General features: G+C 74.6%; 1 protein-coding gene. It reads right to left on the bottom strand.

The window, feature by feature from the left end; all coding sequences use genetic code 11:
• Positions 1–60 precede the first annotated feature (60 nt).
• Positions 61–19,455, bottom strand: a complete 19,395-nt coding sequence (locus ACE101_RS12520; protein ID WP_379129733.1) for an autotransporter-associated beta strand repeat-containing protein — start codon at positions 19,453–19,455, stop codon at positions 61–63.
• Positions 19,456–19,553: the final 98 nt, after the last annotated feature.

The raw sequence follows: 19,553 nt of genomic DNA, 5'->3' as shown, positions 1-19,553 counted from the left end.
GAGCGCGCGGGCCGGGGCCGGTCCGCGCGGTATCGCCGCCGGGACGAGCCCGGGCCGCGGTCAGAACCGCAGCGAGTACTGGGCCGTGAAGGCGTTCTGCATCGCCCGCACGCCCACCTGGCCCGTATAGGTGACCTGGATCCGCTCCCGCTCCGACACCTCGTAGGCGAGGCCCAGGCCCACCACCGCCATGTCCTTCACCACCGGCACCCCGGCGCTCAGGAAGGGCAGCGTCCCGCCCGGGAACAGCAGGCGCGCGGTCGGCGTCAGATCCCCGAAGGCGTGCTGCCAGCCCAGCGTCAGGCTCGGCGTCACCAGCCGGTCGCCCAGCATGATGCTCGTCGCCGCCCGCACGCCCAGCGTCGCGTAGGTCACCTCCTGGCCGCGGATCCGGCCCGTCAGCGCCGAGGCGCTCCCGAGTTCGCGGATCGTGTTGCCGCCCGCCGCCACGTAGGCCAGCCCCGCGAAGGGCTGGACCGTGGTGTCCCCGAGGGTCAGGTCGTAGCCCGCCTCGCCGAACACCTGCGTCACGCCCGTGGTCAACCGCTCGCTGTTCGAGCCGGAGAAGCCCGCGAACGCCACCCGGCGCGAGGCCGTGATCTCGTGCCAGCTCTGCGCCACCCCGCCCCGCAGGCTGAAGCCTCCGAGCGACCACCCGGCATAGAGCCCGATGTCGTAGTTGCTCATCACCCCGGTCGAGGAGCGGGCGTTCACGTCGAAGGTGGAGCGGCTGAAGCCCGCCACCACGCCGACCCGCAGCGTGTCGAGGGGCTTCACGTCGAGGCCGGCGAACAGGCCCGCATCCGTGTTGGAGATGGAGGCCGCGTTGCCGTTGCCCAGCGTGTGGCCGAAGCCGCCGAAGGCCTGCATCCACACGGTCGGCATCACGTCCGCCGCGAAGTTCAGCGTGGCGGGGCCGGCCGCCTGGGCGGCGACGGCGAGCGGATCGCCCGCCGCGCCGGTGGCCTGCCGCAGCCGCGCCCCGACCGCGTCGCGCAGGTAGCCCGCCTGCTGCTGGATCACGGTCCGCGTCGAGGCGTAGGCCTCGCCGCCGAGCTGGTCGAAGGCCGGCGCGACCTGATTGTCGGACAGCACCACCAGCGCATCGTAGACCGGGCTGCCCGCCTGGAGCCGCTGCGCGGCGCCCGCCACCGCGATCTGGTTGCGGGTCCGCGCGAAGTCCGCGAATTCCTTCCCCGTATAGGTCAGGCCCAGATAGACGTTCTGCGCGTCGTAGCTCAGCTCCGGGTTCAGGAAGGCGAAGTTCGACGAGACCGTGCCGAAGCGGCCGCTGATCGCGTCCGACGTGGTCAGGATCGCGTATTTCGCGGTCGGGCTGTAGCGGCCGGGCACCGCCGCCACCTGCACGCGCGCATCGGGCGAGAGCGTCACCGGGCCGCTCGCCACGATCAGGTCGTGCTCGCCGGTGGGTGTCACGTCGACCGCGTAGAGCGAGCCGGCGTTGAAGGCCACCGGGCCGGTCACCGTCAGCGTGCCGGGCGAGTAGCCGGGCGCCGCCGTGCCGCCGCCGTTCACGGTGAGCCCGCCGATGCTGGCGGTGCCGCCGATGGTGCCGCCCGCGTTGACCGTGAAGGGCGAGGAGGTGGCCGAGCCCGGATCGAGCCGCACCACCGTCTCGTCCACGGTGACGCGCCCCGTATAGGCGTCGGTGCCGGTGAACAGCACCCGGCCGCCGCCCACGAAGGTCACGTCGCCCGGGCCGGTGATGTTGCCCTGGAAGGCGTAAGTGTCGGAGCGGTTGAAGACCAGCTTGGCGTTGTTGATCACGTTGCCGGTGATCGAGCCCGCGGTGCCGCCGTTGCCGATCTGGAGCGTCCCGGCATCGACGGTGGTGAGGCCCGCATAGGTGTTGTCGGCGAGCATCAGGAGGGTGCCGGCCCCGGTCTTGGTGAGGCCGCCCGCGCCCGTGACCGCGCCCGCGAGGGTGAGCGTGTCGGCGGCCGCGGTGACGTCGAACGTGCCGCCGGCGGCGCCCAGCGCCATGGCGCGGCCGGTGGTGAAGCTCGCCGCGGCGGACAGGCCGCCGCCGTCGAGGGTCACGCCCGAGGCGGCGGCGCCGAGGGTCTGATCGCCGCCCACCCGCAGCAGGCCGCCCTGGATGCGGGTGCCGCCCGCGTAGGTGTTGTCCCCGGTCAGGCTCAACAGGCCCGCGCCCTGCTTGAGCAGCCCGCCCGGCCCCGAGACGACGCCCGACAGGGTGAGGTCCTGGCGGGTATCGATGGCGGCGGTGGCCGCGAGGCTCACCGGGCCGTCATAGGTGAAAGCGCCGCTGCTGCGCAGAGTGCCGCCGGCCAAAGTCAGGCCGCCGGTGCCGAGATGGGCGCGGGCGGCGACATCGAGGGTGCCGGCCGCGACGGTGGTGCCGCCCGCATAGGTGTTGGCGCCGCGCAGGGCGAGCGTGCCCGCCCCTTGCTGGCGCAGGGCGCCGTTGCCCGCGATCGCTCCCGCGAGGGTGAGATCGTCGAGGCGGTCGATCACCAGCGCCGCGTTGTTCAGGACGGGTCCGGCGATCGCTCCGGAGGTGCCGCCATTGCCGATCTGGAGCGCGCCCGCCGCGATGGTGGTGCCGCCCGTGTAGGTGTTCGCCCCGGTCAGCACCGTGGTGCCGGAGCCGGCCTGGACCAGCTTGCCGCGGCCCGAGATCGCCCCCGCTACGGTCAGCGCGTCGCTCCGGTTGAACGCCAGGGTGGCGTCGTTGACGACCTCGCCCGAGATCGCGCCGGAGGTGCCGCCGTTGCCGATCTGGAGGGTGCCCGCCGCGATCGTGGTGCCGCCCGTATAGGTGTTCGCGCCAGTCAGGACCGTGGTGCCGGAGCCGGCCTGCACCAGCTTGCCGCGGCCCGAGACCACGCCCCCGAAGGTCACCGCATCGCTGCGGTTGAAGGCCAGCGTGCCGTTGTTGATCACGTCGCCGGCGATCGCGCCGGAGGTGCCGCCGCTGCCAACTTGGAGCGTGCCCGCCGCGATCGTGGTGCCGCCCGCGTAGCTGTTGGTCCCGGTCAGGATGGTGGTGCCGGTCCCGGCCTGGACGAGCCTGCCGCGACCCGAGATCGCGCCTGCCACGGTCAGCGCGTCGCTGCGATTGAGCGCCAGGGTGGCGTCGTTGACGATATCGCCCGAGATCGCGCCGGAGGTGCCACCGGTGCCGATCTGGAGGGTGCCCGCCGCGATCGTGGTGCCGCCCGTGTGGGTGTTGGCTCCGGTCAGCACCGTGGTGCCGGAGCCGGCCTGCACCAGCTTGCCGCGGCCCGCGATCGCCCCCGACAGCGTCAGGCTGTCGGAGCGGTTCACCACCAGGGTGCCGCCGTTGGCGACGTCGCCCGTGATCGCGCCGGAAGTGCCGCCATTGCCGAGTTGCAGCGTGCCCGCCGCGATGGTCGTGCCCCCGGTGTAGGTGTTGGCCCCGGTGAGCATCGTGGTGCCGGAACCGGCCTGCACCAGCGTGCCGCTGCCCGCGATCGCCCCCGACAGCGTCACGCTGTCGGAGCGGTTCACCACCAATGTGCCGTTGGTGGCGACGTCGCCCATGATTGCGCCGGAGGTGCCGCCGGTGCCGAGCTGAAGCGTACCCGCCGCGATCGTCGTGCCGCCGCCATAGGTGTTGGTGCCGGTGAGCACGGTCGTGCCGCGGCCGGCCTGGATGAGCCTGCCGCTGCCCGAGATCGTGCCCGCCACGGTCAGCACATCGCTGCGGTTGAACGCCAGGGTGGCGTCGTTGACGATGTCGCCCCCGAGCGAGCCCGCAGTGCCGCCGTCGCCGATCTGGAGCGTGCCCGCCGCGATCGTGGTGCCGCCCGCGTGGGTGTTGGCCCCGGTGAGCACGGTCGTGCCGGAGCCGGCCTGAACGAGCCTGCCGCGACCCGCGATCGCGCCTGACAGCGTCAGGCTGTCGGAGCGGTTCACCACCAGCGTGCCGTCGTTGACGATGTCGCCCGCGACCGCGCCGGAAGTGCCGCCATTGCCGAGTTGCAGCGTCCCTGCCGCGATGGTGGTGCCGCCCGCGTATGTGTTGGCCCCCGTCAGGACCAGCGTGCCGAGATCGCCCTTCGCCAGCCCGGCGCCGCCCGCCAGCACCGCCCCGATCGTCGCCACCGTGCCGGCGCCCGCCGCCGTGCCGTCGCCCACCCGGATCGTCGGCGCGCTCCCCGTCAGGGTGAGCTCTCCGCCGTTCACCACGTAGCCGCTCACCGCGAATTGCAGGCCCGCGGCCGCCACCGGACCGTCCAGCGTCACCGTGCCCGGCGCGCTCTGGAACACCGCGAAGCCGCCGCTCCAGGGCCGGACGATGGTGCCGTTGGCGTTGATCCAGTTGCTGCGCCCATCCGCCGACCACGCCCCGCTGCCGCCGAGCACCGCCTGCGTCGGTGCCGTGTGCGACCCGTTCCAGAAGGCGACCGGGCTGTTGGGATCTTCCACGAACAGGTTGACTTGGTTCGGGATCGAGGACTGCACCCCGCCCACGAGCCCGCCCGGCAGGCCGCTGACGCCCATGCCCGGATCGGTCAGCGTGCCGGTGTAGGACAGGACCCGGTAGATTCCGAGGCCGAAGCCGGGCGTCGGCGCGACGGCGAGCGTGCCGCCGAGCGTCACGTTGCCGTTGACCTGGAAGACCGCCGCGCTGCTCGGCGCGCCCAGCGTCACCGCCAGTGTGGCGGCGGGCGCGAGGTCGAGCCCGCCCATGGTCAGGCCGGTGGCCTGGCTTCCGGCGAGCGTGCCGCCGTCGCGCACGCGCACGATCCCGGCGACGCTGCCGCCGCCCGAGAGCGCGGCGCGGCTCTCGACGGAGATGGCACCGCCGACGCGGCCGGCCACGACGAGGCCGCCGCCCGTCACCCGCGTGTCCCCCGTATAGGTGTTGGCGCCGGTGAGGGTCAGGGTGCCGCGGCCGGCCTTGATCAGGCCGCCCGTGCCGCTGACCGCCCCCGCGAGGGTGGTGCTGGCATCGTCCCCGCCCGCGGTCAGGCTCGCCCCGTCCAGAACCACACCGCCCGCCCCGGCGATGGAGCCCACGGTCTCGCTGGCGCGGAGCACGAGCTGCGCCCCGCCCGCCACGTTCACCGCGCTCGCGTCACTGAGCGCCTGGCCGCCCGCCGCCACCAGCGTCCCGGCCGTCACCATGGTGGGCCCGTCGAAGCTGTTGGCGCCGCCGAGCACCAGGGTGCCGCTGCCCGCCTTGGCAAGGCCGCCCGCGCCCGTGATCGCGCCCGTCAGGGTGAGGGTCTGCGCGTCGTCGACCGAGACGATGCCGCCGCCGCTGCCGGCCACCGGCGTCAGCGAGACCGCGCGGCCATCCGTGAAGCTGGCGCTCGCCTGGAGCGTACCGGCGCCCTGGAGCGCGAGCGGGCCGCTGCCGAGCGCCGCGGCCGCCGCGACCTGGATCGTGCCCTCCGCCACGGTGGTGGCCGTGTGGGTGTTGCTGCCGGTGAGCGTCAGCGTGCCCGCGCCGGTCTTCACCAGGCAGCCGCCGCCGAGGCTGCCGGCGAAGGACCCGCCGCCCGCCACCGTCAGGCAGTGGCCGTTCAGCGCCACCGCGCCCGCCCCGTCGATGCCGCCGATCAGCTCGTCGGCATCCGTCAGGGCGAGGCTCGCCCCGCCGGCCACGATCGTGGCGGCCGTGTCCGAGAGCGAGGCCCCGCCCGCGATCAGCAGGCGCCCCTGGCTCACCGTCGTGATGCCGCTGAAGCCGTTGCGCCCGGTCAGGGTCAGCGTGCCCGCGCCCGCCTTGATCAGCGCGCCCGTGCCCGCGATCACGCCGTCGAACCGGATGTCGTCGCCGCGGTCGAAGGCCAGCGTGCCCTCGTTGAGGACATCCCCCGGGATCGCCCCCGAGCGCCCGCCATCGCCCAGTTGCAGCGTGCCCTGGCGGATGACGGTCCCGCCCGCATAGGTGTTGGCCCCGGTCAGGACCAGCGTGCCGAGATCGGTCTTCTCCAGGCCGGTGCCGCCGGTCAGGGCCGAGGCGATGGTCGCCCGGAAGGCGGCGCCGGACGGCGTGCCGTCGCCCACGCGCACGGGCGTGCGCCCGCCGGATGCGGCGAGTGCGAGGGAATCGCCACCCAGGGTGTAGCCGTCGACCATGAATTGCAGGCCGGTCGCCGCGACCGGGCCGTCGATCGTCACCGTGCCCGCGCTGCCGCCGAACACCGCGAAGCTGCCGTTCCAGGCCCGCGACTGGTTGGCGGGCGTCGTGGTCCAGTTCATCCGGGCCGGATCGCTGCTCCAGGTGCCGGAGCCGCCATGCACCCGGCCGTCCGGCGCGGTGCGCGTGCCGTTCCAGAACAGGATGTCGCCGTCGATCACGGCGAGGTTCACCTGCCCCGGCTGCCGCTGGATCTCGTACGCATGGGCCAGCGGCGTCGTGCCGAGCCGCAGCCCGCCATCGGCGGCGAGGGTGGTGTAGTCGAGGATGCGGTAGACGCCGAGCGCCATGCCGCCCGCATCGGTGACGTTCAGCACGCCGCCGAGCGCCAGGGTGCCGGCCGAGACCGCGGCGTTGCCGGTGTTGGAGCCGAGCACGACCGAGAGATTGGCGTCGTTGGCCAGCGTGAGCCGGGTCATCGACAGGCCGTAGCTGCCGGCGGTGGCGGTGGGCGCGGCGAGGAGCGTGCCGCCGTTCTGCACCGTGACCCCACCGTCCAGCACGGCCGCGGCGGTGCCGCTGGTCTCGCCCCTGAGGGTGGCGCCCGCGCGCACGGTGACGTCGCTGGCGAGCTGGACGCCGCTGAGGATCGCGAGCGTGCCGGTCTCGACGGTGGTGCCCGCCGCGGCGCTGTTGGCGCCGACCAGGGTCAGGGTGCCGGTGCCGCGCTGGACGAGGGCGCCGGTGCCGGTGATGGCGCCCGGGGCGGTGATCGCGTCGCTGCGGTTGAAGGCGAGCGTGCCGCTGTTGGCGACCGGTCCGGTGATCGACCCGGCGATGCCGCCGCTGCCGATCTGAAGCGTGCCCGCGGAGATCGTGGTGCCGCCCGTGAAGGTACTGGCCCCCGTCAGGGTCAGCGTGCCGGTGCCGCGCTGCGCAAGCGCACCCGTGCCCGCGATCGCGCCCGCGAAGCTCACCGCGTTCGAACGGTTGAAGGCGAGGGTGCCGGCATTCACCACGTCGCCGGTGATCGACCCGGCGGTGCCGCCGCTGCCGATCTGGAGGGTGCCCGCCGCGATCGTGGTGCCGCCCGTATAGGTGTTCGCCCCGGTCAGGGTCAGCGTGCCGCTGCCGCGCTGCATGAGCGCGCCGTTGCCCGAGATCGCGCCCCCGAAGCTCGCGGCGTTCGAGCGGTTGAAGGCGAGGATGCCGGCATTGGCGACCGATCCGGCGATCGACCCGGCGGTGCCGCCATTGCCGATCTGGAGGGTGCCCGCCGCGATCGTGGTGCCGCCCGTATAGGTGTTCGCCCCCGACAGGGTCAGCGTGCCCGTCCCCGCCTTCACGAGGGCGAGCTGCGTGCCCGCCCCCTCGCCGAGCGTGCCCGCCATCGCCGTGCTGGCATTGCTGCCGCCGGTGGTCAGCGTCACCCTCCCCGAGCCGGCCGTGGTCACGCCGCCGCTGCCGGCCAGGGAGCCGATCGTCTCCGAGCTGGACAGACGCAGGGTGCCGGCAGCCTCCACCGTCACCGCGACGCCGTCCGCCAGGGCGCGGCCTCCGGCGAGATCGAGGGTGCCGCCCACCACCCGCACCGGGCCGGTGAAGCCGCCCGTATCCGTCAGCTGCTGCGTCCCGGTGCCGATCTTGGTCAGGCCGCCGGTGCCGGTGATCTCGCCGCGGAAGCTCCCCGCGGACGAGGCGCCGCCGACCGTGAGGACGTGGCTGCCGAGTTCGACCCGCGCGCCGGCGCCGCTGCTGGTGAGGCCCCCGATGGTCTCATCCGCATTCGTCAGCACCAGGGTGCCGGACAGGATCAGGCTCGAGGCATCCGGCAGGGCGGCCCCGCCGGCGAGGCGCAGTCGCCCGGCCTCGACCGTGGTCGTCCCCGCATAGGTGTTGGCGCCGCTCAGCGTCAGGTCGCCCGTGCCGGCCTTGGTGAGGCCGCCGGTCCCGCCGATGGCGCCCGCATAGGTCGTCGACGCGTTGTTGCCGCCGACCGACAGGCTGCCGCCGGACAGGGCGAGCGTCACCGTGCCGGCGCCCGAGAGGGAGCCGATCGCCTCGCCCCCGGCCGGATTCGCCACGGCCAGGGCCGCCCCGGCCGCCACCGTCACCGCGTTCAGGTCGCCGATCGCCCGGCCGCCGACCAGGGACAGGGTGCCGCCGCTCACGAGTGTCGGGCCCGTGAAGGTGTTGGTGCCCGACAGGGTCAGCGTGCCCGTGCCGGCCTTGGTCAGCGTGCCCGCGCCGGAGATCACGCCCGCCAGGGCGAGGTCGCCCGGCTGGTTGACGATCAGCGCGCCGGCATCGGCGATGTCGCCCATCACGCCGGGGGCGGACGGCGCGGCGCCGTTCGCCGTGCCGGTGCCGACCTGGAGCGTGCTCCCGGCCGCGATCGCGGTGCCGCCGGTCCAGCTGTTGGCGCCGGCGAGGACGAGGGTGCCCGCACCCCGCTGCTCCAGGCGGCCGCCGCCCGAGAGCGCGCCCGCGTAGGTCGCGGAACCCGCGCGGTCGAAGACCAGCGTGCCGGCGGTGGCGCCGCCGCCGGTCGCGACGTCGCTCGCCAGGGATCCCGCGGCGCCGCCGATCACCAGCGTGCCGCCCTCCGCGAGCGTGGTCGCGCCCGTATAGGTGTTGGCGTTGGTGAAGGTCACCGTACCGCCGCCGAGCAGCGCCACGCCGCCGGCGCCGGAGATCACGTCGCCGTATCGGTAGACCGCGTCCGGCCGGTCGAAGGCCAGGGTGGCGTCGGCGGCGACGGCGATGTTGCCCGTCACCGAGCCCCTGCCCGCCGTCACGCCGTCGCCGACCTGGAGCGTGCCCGCCTGCACGATCTTGGTGCCCAGCGTGCCGACATCGCCGGTCACGGTCAGCGTCCCGGCGCCGCGCTTGGTCACCGTGCCGCTGCCGGAGATGCTGCCCGCCAGCGTCGAGGCGCCGACGAGGTCGTAGACCAGCGCCGCATCGTCCACGATGTCGCCGGTGATCCCGGCCACCGTCGAGACGCCGTCGCCGATCCGCAGCGTGCCCGCCGCGATCGTGGTGCCGCCCGTATAGGTGCTGGCCCCGGTCAGCGTCAGCGTGCCGGCTCCCTGCTTCGTCAGGCGGCCCGCGCCGCTCACCGCCCCGTCCAGCGTGAAGGCGCCCGGCTGGTCGAAGACCAGCGCTCCCTCGTTCGTCACCGCCCCGAGCGCGCCGACGCCGTCCACCGCGCCGTTGACCGTCCCGTCGCCGATTCGCAGCACCGCGCCCGCGTCGATCAGCGTCCCGCCCGACCACGTGTTGGCGCCCGTCAGCGTCACCGTCACCGGGTGCTGCCCCGTGCCGCCCATCTGGCGGACGAAGCCGCTGCCCGAGATGACGCCCGCGAAGGTCTCGTCGGTCGCGTGGCGGAAGGCGAGCTGGCCCGCGCCGTTCCCGGCGAGCGAGGTGATCACCGGCCCGGCGAGGCTGCCGGCCATGGAGGTGCCGTCGCCGAGTTGCAGCGTGCCGCCCGAGATCACCGTCCCCTGGCCGGGATCGAGGTGGCCCAGCACGGTGGTGACGGTGGCGATGGAGCCGCCCGTCGTGCCGACGCCCATGAGGCCGCCCGCGCCCGTATGGCTCACGTCGCCGGCATAGGTGTAGGCGTTGCTGCGCGCGATCGAGAAGCTGCCGCCGTTGATCAGCACGTTGCCGGTCAGCGAGCCGCTCGGCCCGTTGGCGATGATCAGCGAGCCGGCATCGACCACGATGCCGCCGGCGAGGTTCACGTCGCCGGTCAGCACCACGAAGTTGCCGGTGCCGGCGTTCACGAGCTTGCCCGCGCCGGAATAGGAGCTGGCATCGGTGTAGCCGAAGCTGGGCGAGCCGCCGATGGCGAAGGTGACGGTGCCGTCGTTGACGACGCCGATCTCGCTGCCGTTGATCGCGCCCCAGCCGACCAGCGCGAGGGTGCTGCCCGCCGCGACGGTGACGGTGTCGGGAGCGCCCCGGAGGGTGCTGGTGCCGGAGAGTTCGAGCGTGCCGCCGCCCTCGACCCGCAGCTTGCCGCCCGAGATGAAGCCGGCATAGTTCGTCGTGCCGGTGCGGTTGAAGACCAGCGTGCCGCCATTGGCGACATCGCCGCTGCCGAAGGAGCCGGTGGCGCCGCCATCGCCGATCTGGAGCACCGCGCCCGCCGCGATGGAGGTGGAGCCGGTGCGGGTGTTGGTGCCGGTGAGGATCAGCGTGCCGGTGCCGCGCTGCGCCAGGGCGCCGCTGCCGGTGATGGTGCCGGCAAAGGTCGTGGCGGCCGAGCGGTTGAAGGACAGGGTGCCGTCCGGGCCGATCACCACATTGCCGGTGAGCGCGCCGGCGCTGCCGCCGTTGCCGACCGCCAGCGTGCCGCGGGTGATGCTGGTGCCGCCGGGCGCCGCGCTGCCCGTCAGGGTCAGCGTATCGGGGCCGGACTTGATCAGCGTGCCGGCGCCGGCGATCGTGCCCGCGAAGGTCGCGCTGCTGGAGCGGGCGAGTTCGAACTCGGCACCCGCCGCGACGGCGATCGTGCTGCTGGCAAGCTCGCCCGAGACGGTGAGCCGCCCGCCCGAGACGGTGGTGGCCCCCGTATAGGTGTTGGTGCCGGCCAGGGTGAGCTGGCCGGGACCCGCCTTCTCCAGGGTGCCGGTGCCCGAGATGGCGCCGTTGAAGGCGGCGGCCGGCCCGGGCGCGAAGACGAGGGCGGCGTTGTTGACGATGGCGCCGGCGATGCTGCCGCCGCTGCCGATCCGCAGCGTGCCGGCCGTGATCGCGGTGCCGCCCGTATAGGTGTTCGCCCCCGTCAGGATCAGCGTGCCGGTGCCGGTCTTCTCCAGGCCGCGGACGCCGACGAGGCCCGAACCGATGGTCGTGACCGTCGCGCTCGCGCCCGGGCCGTCGTCCCCGACCCGGATCCGGGCCCGACCGGAGGAGGCCGCCAGGACGAGCGAGCCCCCGTCCAGCTGATAGCCGTCGACGAGGAACTGCATCCCGCTCACGGAGGGAGCGCCGCCCGTCGCATCGACCGCGACCGTGCCGCCGCTGCCGCCGAACACCGCGAGGCCGCCGTTGCTCCAGCCGCGGCGCGCGGTTCCCGCCGTGTTGGTCCAGTTGGTGGCGCCGAGAGCCCAGGTGCCGCCCCCGCCCTGGACGGGGCCGGCGCTGCCCGTGCTCGTGGCGCCGTTCCACCACTGGCCGGCCGTGACGGACAGAACCAGCGCGTTCGAGGCCGGCGATACGGCCGTCGTGCCGAGGGTGAACTCGGAGCCGACCGGCACGCTCCCCAGGGTCAGGCCGCTGCCCGACGCGGTGCCGCGGTACTGGATGATCCGGTAGGTGCCGCTCGCCAGGCCGCCGGCATCGGTCACGTCGAGGACGCCGTTGAGCGTCGCATTGTTGGCGGAGAGCGCGGCATTCGCCTTGAGGCCGTCGAGCACCACCGTCATCGCGGCGCCCGGCTGCATCACCAGCGTGTCGGCGGAGAGGCCGTCGGTGAGGTTGCTCGGCGCGGCGACGATCCGGCCGCCGCCCTGCACCGTCAGGCTGGTATTCGCCCCGCCGGCCACGGCGATGCCCACGCCGTCGGTCGGCCCCCGCAGCGTGGCGCCCGGGGCGACCGTGACCGTCGAGGCGAGGCTGGCATTGCCGGCGAGCGCCAGCGTCCCGCCGAGGACCGAGACGGTCGAGACCGTGCTGCTCCCCGCCGACAGGGTGAGCGTGCCGGCACCCTGCTTCACCAGCGTGCCGGCGCCGGTGATCGTGCCGCCGAAGGCGAGATCGTCGGCGCGGTCGAAGGCGAGCGTCCCCCCTGCCTGCGCCGACACGGCGCCCTGGATCGCGCCCGCCGTGCCGCCGTCGCCGATCCGCAGGGTGCCGGCCGCGACCGTGGTGCCGCCCGTGTAGGTGTTCGCCCCCGTCAGGGTCCAGGTGCCGGCATCGTCCTTGACCAGCGACCCGGTCCCGGTGGCGATCGCGCCCGCGATCGTGCCGCCGGCGGCGCCCCCCAGGACGAGCGCCGTATTGGTGCCGCCGATGCCCCCCGACAGCGTGAGCGACCCGGCCTCCGCCGTGATCCTCGTGTCGCCGGTCAGCGTGACCGGGCCGGCGAGGCTGTTCGCGCCGAGGCTGCGCAGCGCGCCGGTGCCGTTCGCACCGCTGCCGGAGAGCGTCAGCGCCTCGGCGCCGACCGCGATCCCGCCGGAGAGCTGGAGGGCCGCCCCCGCGGCGACCCGGGTGCCGCCCGCCGTCGTGCCGAGCGCCGCCGCGTTGGTGATCGCGAGGGTGCCGGCCGAGATGGTGGTGATGCCCGCATAGGTGTTGGCGCCGCCGAGCGTCCAGGTGCCGCTGCCGGTCTTGGTGATGCCCCCCGCCTGCAGGGCGATCGGGCCCGTGACCGCGCCGTCGCCCGCGCCCTGGAGATCGAGGAAGACGTCCCTTCCATCGACGCGGCCGGTGAGCGTGAGCGTGCCGCTCGCGGAGACGATGCTGCTGCGGTCCGCCAGCGTGACCGGCCCGGCGAGGCTGTTCGCGCCGCCGGTGCCGCGCAGTGCTCCCGCGCCGAGCCAGCCGCTGCCGGAGAGCGTCAGCGCCTCGGCGCCGACTGCGATCCCACCCGAGAGCTGGAGGGTGCCGCCCGAGAGGATCGTGGTGCCCCCGGCCGCGGAGCCGAGCGCCGCGGCGTCGGTGATCACGAGCGTGCCGAACACCGAGGTCGGGCCGTCATAGGTGTTGGCGCCGCTCAGCGTCCACAAACCGACATCGTCCTTGACGAGGCCGCCGCTCCCGGTGGCGATCACGCCGGAGAGCGTGCCCGCGCCGCCGCCCCGCAGGGTCAGGGTCCGGCCCGATCCCGAGACATTGCCCGTCAGGTCCAGGGAGCCGTCCGCGACGCCGATCGTGCTGTCCGCCGCCAGGGTGATGGCGCCCGCGTAGCTGTTGGCGCCCAGCGAGCTGGCGAGGGCGCCGGAGGAGCCCACCCCGGCGCCGGACAGGGTCAGGGGCTCCGCCCCGATCGCCACCCCGGCGGGGCTGCCGACCAGGTGGAGCGCCGCGCCGGAGGCGACCGTGGTGCCGCCGGCCGTGCCGCCGAGCGCGCCCGCGCTCCTGGCGAGCAGGCGGCCCCCCTGGATCAGCGTCCCGCCCGTGTAGGTGTTGCTCCCCGCGATCTCCCAATCGCCGCCCGCCACGACGAGCCCGCCGCTCCCGGTGGCGACGCGCCCCGCGATGCTGCCGCCCGCTCCCGTCAGGGTCAGCGTCCGGCCGGCGCCGCCGATCTCGCCCGCGACGATCAGCACGTTGCCGCCGTCGATCGTCGCGTCGGCCGCGAGGGTGAGCGGTCCCGACAGGGTGGTCGCCGCGATCCCGGCAACCAGGGCGCCCGTTCCGGAAGCGCCGCCGGCCCCCGCCCCCGACAGGGTCAGCGGCTCGGCCAGGACCCCGCCCGCGAGCAGCCGCAGGGTCGCCCCGGACGCGACCGTGGTGCCCGCGGCAGCCGCGCCGAGCGCCGACTGGTTCGTCACCTCGAGGATGCCCGAGGTCACCGTCGTCGCGCCCGTGTGGGTGTTCGCGCCCGCGAGCGTCAGCGTGCCGCCGCCCCTCTGCTCGACCGTGCCGGAACCGGACACGACGCCGGAGACCGTCACGGAATCCGCACGGTCGAAGACCAGCGCCGCGTCGTTGACGATGGCGCCCGCGAGCGCGCCGCCGGTGCCGCCATCGCCGATCGCGAGCGTGCCGGCGGTGACCGTGGTGCCGCCCGTGAGGGTGCTGGCACCGGTCAGGGTGAGGGTGCCCGCCCCCCGCTTTTCCAGGGTGCCCGCGCCGGAGATCACCCCCGCGTAGGTCAGCGCGCCCGCCCGGTCGATCACCAGCGCGCCGCCGTTGACGATGTCGCCCGGGACCGAGCCGGCGGCGCCGCCGCTGCCGATCTGGAGCGTGCCGGCCGCGATCGTGGTGCCGCCCGTGTAGGTGTTGTCGGCGGAGAGGACCAGGGTGCCGGCGCCCACCTTCTCCAGGCCCTGCGTGCCGGCGAGCGGGGCGGCGATGGTGGCCTGCGTCGCGGCCCCGACCACGTCGATCCGGGGCGCGCCGGACGTCGCCGCGAGGACCAGCGGATCGCCGGCGATCGTGTAGCCGGAGGTGACGAATTTCAGGCTCTTGGCCTCGACCGCGCCCGCGGTGACGGCATCCACCGTGACGGTGCCGGCCGCGCCGGCGAAGGCCACCGCCTTGCTGCCGGAGGAGGCCACACGGCTGGTTCCGGCCGAGTTGGTCCAGTTGAGCGCGCTGGCCGAAGCCGTCCAGGTGCCGCCGCCGCCGACGATCGGACCGGTATTGCCCGTCGTCGTGGTGCCGTTCCAGTAGAGTGCGCCCGAGAGAACCGAGAGGTTCACTTGGTTCGCGGTGCTCACATCGAGGGTGTATTCGTAGTCCGACGGTCCTGCGCCGACGACGAGGCCGGCCGCGCTGGCCGTGCCGTTCAGGTCGACCAGCCGGTAGGTGCCCTCCGCCAGGCCGCCGCCATTGGCGATGGTCAGCGTGCCGGCGAGGGTGGCGCTGGTCGTCACCGCGATGAGCGGCGTGGCGGTGGGCGCGCCCAGCGTGACGGCGAGGGTGGCGCCGCCCTGCAGGACCAGGGCGCCGGCGGCGAGGGCCGGATTGTTCGGGCGGGCGGCGAGTTGCAGGGTGCCGCCGTTCACCGTCAGGGTGCCGTTGATCGTGCCGCCGGCCGCCCCGCTGCCGAGGACGGCGCCCGGCTGGACCGTGGCGGAGCCGGAAATCACGCCGGCGGTGCTCGCATCGCCGATCTGGAGCGTGCCGGCCGAGACCGTGGTGGCGCCCGCGTAGGTGTTGGTCCCGGTGAGGATGAGGGTGCCCGCGCCCCGCTGTTCCAGCGCGCCGAGGCCGGAGATGACGCCGGCATGGGTCACGCTGTCGGAGCGGTTGAAGGCGAGGGTGCCGTCGTTGACGATGGGGCCGGTCACCGCCCCGGCGGTGCCGCCGTCGCCGATCTGGAGCGTGCCCGCCGAGATCGTGGCGCTGCCCGCATAGGCGCCCGCACCCGCCAGGGTCCAGGTGCCGGCGTCGGCCTTGGTCAGGGAATTGGCGGTGATCGCGCCCCGGATCGTGCCGTTGCCCGCGCCGCCGAGCGTCAGGTTGTAGGCGCCCCCGATGTCGCCCGACAGGGTGAGCGTACCGGCCGTCGAGCCGATCACGGCGTCGGCCGACAGGGTGATCGGGCCGGCGAAGCTGGTCACGCCGTCGTTGTCCAGCGCGCCCCGGCCGCCCGCGCCGGTGCCGGCGAGCGTCAGGGCCTCGGCCCCGACCGCGATGCCGCCGGAGAGCCGGAGGCTCCCCCCCGGGGAGACCGTGGTGCCGCCGGCCGTGCTGCCGAGGGAAGCGGCGTTGCTGATCGCGAGCGTGCCGCCCGCGATCGTCGTCGCCCCGTCATAGGCGTTGGCGGCGCCCAGCGACCACTCGCCGGCGCCGCTCTTGGTGATCCCGCCCGAGCCGAGATTGATCGCGCCGACGACGATGCCGCTCCCGCCGCCCTTCAGCGTCAGGTTGGTGTTGGTGCCGCCGATGCCGCCGAGCAGGTAGAGGGTCCCGTCGGAGGCGATGACGCTGTCGGCCGCGAGCGTGACGGCCCCCGCGAGGCTGCCGGTGCCGGAGGCGGTCTGCAGCGCGCCGAGATTCGAGGGCCCGGCGCCCGAGAGCGTGAGCGCCTCGGGACCGATCGCGACGTTCCCCGCGAGCTGGAGGGCCGCCCCCGCCGCCACCGTGGTGGCGCCGGCCGCGCCGCCGAGCGCGGCGTCGTGGGCGGCGACGAGGGTGCCGCCGGAGACCGTCGTCGCACCCTGGTAGGTGTTCGCGCCGCTCAGGATCAGCGTGCCGGTCCCGGTCTTGGTCAGCCCGCCCGCGCCGAGGGCGATCACGCCCGGGATCATCGTGACGCCCGTGGCATTGAGCGTCAGGCTCCGGTCCGATCCGGTGATCCCGCCGGACAGGATGGCGGAGCCGCTGAGCGTGACGAGGCTGTCCGCCGCCAGGGTGATCGGGCCGGCGAAGGCGGTCGGCGTGCCGTCGTCGCGCAGGGCGCCGGCGCCGCCGGCCCCCGTCCCGGACAGCGTCAGGGCCTCGGCGCCGATCTGGACGCCGTTCGCCAGCTGAAGGCTCGCGCCCGCGGCGACGGTCGTGCCCGCCGCGATGCTGCCGAGGGCAAAGGCGGATCTCGCCACGAGGGTGCCGGCCGAGACGGTGGTCGGGCCGTCATAGGTGTTGGCGCCGCTCAGCGTCCAGATGCCGGTCCCTGCCTTGACGAGCCCGCCCGCGCCGGTGGCGATGGCGCCCGAGATCGTGCCGCTCCCGCTGAGGAGCGTCAGCGTCCCGCCCGCGCCGGTGACCGGGCCCGTGATCGTGATCGAGCCGCCGGCGACCGTCGCGTCGGAGGCCAGGGTGATCGGTCCCGCCAGCGTGACGGCGCCCGTGACGAGCGCGCCGGCCCCGAACCCACTGCCCGTTCCGCTCCCCGACAGCGTGAGCGGCTCGGTCAGGGTCCCGGCCGCACCGATCCTCAGCGCCGCCCCGGACGCGACGGTCGTGCCGGCGGAATCGGCGCCGAGCGCCGCGATGTTCGTGATCTCCAGGATGCCCGAGGAGACCGTCGTGGCACCCGTGTAGGTGTTGGCGCCGGTCAAGGTCAGCCGGCTGGCGCTGCCGCCCGCCTGCTCCAGCGTGCCCGTGCCCGCGATCACGCGGTTGTAGGCCGTGACGTCGGAGCGGTTGAAGACCAGCGCCGCGTTGTTGGTCACGGCACCGGGCAGCACGCCGGTCGTCCCGCCGGCCCCGATCTGCAGCGTGCCGGCCGAGATCGTGGTGGTGCCCGTGTAGGTATTGGCGCCGGTGAGGATGAGCGTGCCCGCTCCCCGCTTCTCCAGCGTGCCGGAGCCGGAGACGATGCCCCCGTAGGTCACGGTGTCGGAGCGGTCGAAGACCAGCGCGCCGCTGTTGGCGATCACCCCCGCGACCGACCCCGAGGAGCCGCCGCCGCCGATCTGCAGCGTGCCGGCCGAGACCACCGTGGCGCCCGCGTAGCTGTTCTCGCCCGCGAGCACCAGCGTGCCGGCGCCGGTCTTGGTCAGGCCCTGCGTGCCGGCCACCACGGACGCGATCGTCGCGACCGTCGCGGCCCCGTCCACGCTGACCTTCGGCGCCCCCGAGGGCGTCGCCAGGGTCAGCGTGCCGCCGGTGATCGCGTAGTCGGAGGTCAGGAACCGCAATCCCTTGGCCTGGACGGCGCCGCTGCCGTTATCGACCGTGACGGTGCCGGCCGTCCCCCCGAAGAGGGCGATCCGGCCGCCATCCGAGACCACGTTGGTGATCCCGTCCGAATCGATCCAGTTCCTCACGCCGCCGGCCGCCGCGGTCCACGTGCCGCTGCCGCCCGTCGCCGGACCCGGGCTGGCCGTCGTCGCACCGTTCCACGAGAGGCCGACCTCGGTGACGAGGAGGTTCACCTGCCGCGCCGTGCTGGTGTCGATCGCGTATTCGTAGGCCGATGGGGCCGGGCCGATGGTGAGGCTGGAGGTGGCGCTGCCGGTCACGTCGACGAGCCGGTAGGTCCCCTCCGCCATGCCGCCATCGGTGATGCGCAGCGTGCCGGCGAGGGACGCGTTGCCCGCGACGCTGATGACCCCGGTGGTCGTCGGCGCGCGCAAGGTGAGATCGAGCGTCGCGCCCGTCTGCACGTTCAGGTCGCCGCCGGCGCTGAAGATCGCCATCCCCGTCCGCGGCGTCAGCCGGAGCACACCCCCGCTCTCCACCGTGACGGCACCGCCGCTCGCTGCGCTGAACGTCCCGCTGGTCAGGACGGCGCCGGCCTTCACCGTCGCCCCTCCGGGCAGCTTGCCCGGGCCGTTCGTGAGGCCGAGCTGGAGCGTGCCGGCCCTCACCGTCGTCGCGGCGTTGGTCGCGGACGCCGTGCCGCTCACGATCCACGTGCCCGAGGTGTTCACGTCGAGGGCGGTGATGTTCCTGTATTGCTGCGCCGTGCTGGACTGAGTCGTGTTGATGAGCATGGACGCGTCGAAGACGCCGCCCGCGCCGCTGAGCTTCAGCGTGTTGGAGGTCCCCGCCCCGGTCGCCCCCACCACGCTGCCGAGGATGGTGGCGTAGGTCTGCCCCGAGCTGCCGCCATTGCCGACCAGCTCCAGCACGTTGGTGCCGCCGGTGAACTGGATCCCGAACGAGCGATAGCCGTTGCTCGACGTGTTGCCGGTCACCGAGGCGCCGGGCTGAAGGATGACGGAGAGGTTCGACCCGCCGATCCCGATGCCGCCCTCCCCCCAGCCGGACCCGCCGGAGATGGCCCCGCCCACGCCGCCCTTCACGACGGCCGTATTGGCCAGGGTCAGGGTGGTGGTGCCCCCGGTGTTGACGGCGAAGACGCCGCTGCCGCCGCTGCCGCTCGCGACGGGTCCCCGGCCGCCATCGCCGCCGGACACGGCCCCGGCGATGATCAGGTCGGTCGTGGCCGAACTCCCGAGATACAGCCCGCCGCCGCCGCTGCCGCCCCGCCCCGACTTCTGGCTGCTGGCTCCGCCGTTGCCGCCCTTGCCGCCCTGGAGCGTCGCCGAGAGCGTCCCGAGCGTTCCGTCGGCCCTGACGACGGCACCGAAGCCGCCGCCGCCGCCGCCGCCGCCCGATCCGGCTTGGTCCGCGATGCCGATGCCCGCGCCACCGGCGCCGCCCGCGCCGCCCGTCGCCGGGCCGGTCGGGAGGACGGTTCCCATGTAGCCGTGACCGCCGCCGCCGCCGCCGCCGCCGCCCATGGTGACGGACGCTCCATCCCCGCCGGCCGCGCCGGCCCCGCCCGGCGTGATGCCGCCGGCCCCGCCGCTCCCGTTGCCGCCGGAGCCGACGCCGCCGGTGGCACTGGTGCCGCCACCCATGCCGCCCTGGCCATTGAAGCGGGTGCCGGGCTGCCCCCTGACCGACGTGCCGCCGTACCCGGCGCTGCCGCCGGTGCCGATTTCCTGGTACTTGTTGCCGCCCGCGGCGCCGCCGCCGCCGCCGGCCCCGCCGCCACCGCCGCCGCCCGAGGCATTGTAGTTGATGCTCGAGTTGCCGTAGCCGCCCTGGCCGCCTGCCAGGCTGTCGATCGGCGTCGGGGCCTGCGCGGAGGCGCGCGAGCCGATGAGCGGCAGCGGCACGGCCACGAGCGCCGTGGAGGCGAGGAGCGCGAGGGTCCAGCCGGAGCGCTGACGCGTCGCCTCGCCGCGCGGGGACACGCCGTGCCCTGCACCCACTCGCCCGTTCAGCATCAGCACCAGCCCCCGACCATCGGCGCGCGGGCGAATCACTTCGTCTCTCGCGCGCGGCAGCCCTCTGTCTGGCCTGACGCAACGCGAGACGGCAAGCTGAACTCAAGAAATGCCGGCTCCAACGGCCGGCTGAAATT

It is taken from the genome of Methylobacterium carpenticola (genome assembly GCF_042748905.1).
Classification (GTDB): Bacteria; Pseudomonadota; Alphaproteobacteria; order Rhizobiales; family Beijerinckiaceae; genus Methylobacterium; species Methylobacterium carpenticola.
This window is presented reverse-complemented; position numbering and strand designations above follow the sequence as displayed.